Origin of the sequence: Microcoleus sp. OTE_8_concoct_300 (assembly GCF_031383065.1) — a bacterium.
Taxonomy (GTDB): domain Bacteria; phylum Cyanobacteriota; class Cyanobacteriia; order Cyanobacteriales; family Microcoleaceae; genus Microcoleus.
This window is the reverse complement of record NZ_JANMZH010000135.1, coordinates 1-2,574: the sequence shown is the minus strand read 5'-3', so window position 1 is coordinate 2,574 and position 2,574 is coordinate 1. Positions and strand designations below refer to the sequence as shown.

The following is a 2,574-nucleotide window of genomic DNA, read 5'->3' as shown; positions in this document are numbered from 1 at the left end:
TGATCAGCCTAAAGCCTTGATGCCCGCGGCGGCGATCTGCTCGTCCTCGTGCGATTGCACGCCGGAGATGCCGACGCCGCCGATACAGGTTCCTTCCACCACAATCGGCAGGCCGCCCTGCACCGGGGTGATCTTCGGCATGCCGAGCATCGAATTGCGGCCGGCCTTGATGCGCTCTTCCCAGACCAGGGTGGAACGCCGCGTTTCCGCCGCCGTCTTGCCTTTGGCAATCGCGGTGCGCGCGTTGAACGGCGACGCGCCGTCCATGCGGATGAGATGCAGCAGATGGCCGCCGTCGTCGAGGATCGCGATGGCGACGATCCAATTGTTCTTCTTTGCTTCGGCCTCGGCGGCGGCGCTGATCTTGCGGCAGTCGTCGAGGGTGAGCATCGGGCGGGTCTTCATGTCTGCAGGACTTTCCTTATCTGTCTGCATAGAATCCGATCCCCCCTAGCCCCCCTTAATAAGGGGGGGACAAGATTCCGATCAAAGTCCCCCGACTATCAGGGGGATTTAGGGGGATCGAGATATGTGCAACTTCACATTAAATTGGTATAACCTGCCAATTTTTTTGCTCTCCCGGCCTAATTGCTCTGTAAATGTAGCAATGGGCCTGAGGATGAGAACCTTCTTAATTGTTGAAACTCTTACTTTTATTGTCTTGGGCATAAGTGCCTTCAGATCTGACTGCCGAAAGGCTAATGCTCTATTAGTCTTTCGGTAATACCAATTTTTTATCTAAACTATTGAATAAATTACTGCGACAATCGGTAATAAAACTTGATATGTTAGAACAGTCGGAGTAGTTCTGTAAAAAGCAAAGATGAATCGATTTGACCGTCAGTTGTGGCAGAGATTTATTGCGATCGCTCAGCCTTACTTTTATCCTTTAGAGGCGGGAGGCAGCCGAATTTTTTTAGGATTAGTGGCGCTGTTGTTGATATTTCTCTTCGCGGCTATGTTTGTACTCCTCAGCGCTGTGTGTTTGGGGGGGGGTGCTCTTTTTCCGGCTTTTGTCAATAGTATTGCGGCGGGCTTAGTTACTTTGTTGAAAGGAATTATTAATTCGCCAGCAATTGCGATCGTGGCTTTCATGCTAATTATTCCTTTCAGTGCTTTTGTCTGGTTCAAAGACAGATTGACTGCGCACTGGCACCCCTGGGCTTTATTGACTTTGCTCCTGTTTTTGTCGCTGTCAGTCAGCGGTCTGAATGTAATAATTAGTTACGTCGGTAACTTTTTTAACACAGCACTAGCGAAGAAAGACCAGCTCAATTACTGGAAGTATCTGTTTGTCTATGCAGGGGTTTTTGTAGTCGGTACTCCAATTGTGGTAATTTACCGCTATACCCGAGATAAATTGAGTCTCTACTGGCGAGATTGGATGACTAATAAGTTCCTGGATAAGTATTTTCAGAATCGGGCTTATTACGAAATAAATTACCAAAAGGAAATCGACAATCCCGACCAGCGAATTTCTGAAGATGTCAAATCATTTACCAAGACAAGTTTGACGTTTTTGCTCATTATCCTGGGTTCAATAGTTGATGTTATATCTTTCACAGGTATCCTGTGGTCTATCTCACAACCACTTTCGATTTTCCTGATTATCTACGCTATTCTGGGGACTATCGCCACTCTGATTTTTGGTCAAAGATTAGTACCTCTTAATTTTAACCAACTTAAACAAGAAGGTAACTTCCGCTACGGACTGGTTCACATTCGCGATAATGCTGAATCTATTGCTTTTTACGGGGGCGAGGAACAAGAATCGACGCAAATAAAGCAGCGCTTTGTTGAAGTATTCCGCAACTTTAATTTGCTAATTGGCTGGCAGCGAAATGTGGATTATTTTACCACGGGATACGGATATGCTGTTGTGATTATTCCGGCTTTGTTTCTAGCTCCTGCTTACTTTGCCGGCAAAATCCAGTTTGGAGATATCACTCAAGCAGGTTTTGCTTTTAGTCAGGTTTTAGGCGCTTTTTCAGTGATTGTAACTCAGATTGAGCCGCTGAGTTCTTTTGCCGCTAGTATCAATCGTTTGACTGTATTTACAGATACTCTGGAAGCGGAAAAAGCCGTATCTCAGGCCGGAGGAACTACTATAGATGTAGTAGTGGAGTCTCAGTTGACACTAGAACACGTTACTTTAGATACTCCGAAAAATCAAAAGACTTTGATTAGGGATTTGTCGGTAGCAGTGCAGCCCGGTGAAGGACTGTTAATTGTCGGTCAAAGCGGTGCTGGGAAGAGTTCTTTGCTGCGGGCAATTGCGGGTTTGTGGGGCTCGGGCACTGGCCGTTTGGCGCGACCGGAATTGAGGGAAATGCTGTTTTTGCCACAGCGTCCTTATATGATTTTGGGTAGTTTGCGATCGCAACTTCTCTATCCCAACAGCAGCAGTGAGGTTGATGAGAAAAAATTGCGCCGCGTTTTGGCATCAGTAAACTTAGCAGATTTGCCGGAAAGATTGGGCGGTTTTGATGCGGATTTAGATTGGGCGGAGATTTTGTCGCTGGGAGAACAGCAGCGTTTAGCTTTTGCTAGATTGTTGTTGACGGAACCGCGATA

General features: G+C 46.7%; 2 protein-coding genes. One reads left to right on the top strand and one right to left on the bottom strand.

The window, feature by feature from the left end; all coding sequences use genetic code 11:
• Positions 1-3: 3 nt before the first annotated feature.
• Complete coding sequence (locus ACUVJL_RS06650; protein ID WP_445245141.1) at positions 4-435, bottom strand: GlcG/HbpS family heme-binding protein; 432 nt, start codon at positions 433-435, stop codon at positions 4-6.
• 388 nt (positions 436-823) lie between these two features.
• Here ACUVJL_RS06650 and ACUVJL_RS06645 point away from each other — a divergent pair.
• Positions 824-2,574: ABC transporter ATP-binding protein/permease (locus ACUVJL_RS06645; RefSeq protein WP_445245140.1), on the top strand; the 1,751-nt coding region annotated here is incomplete at its 3' end.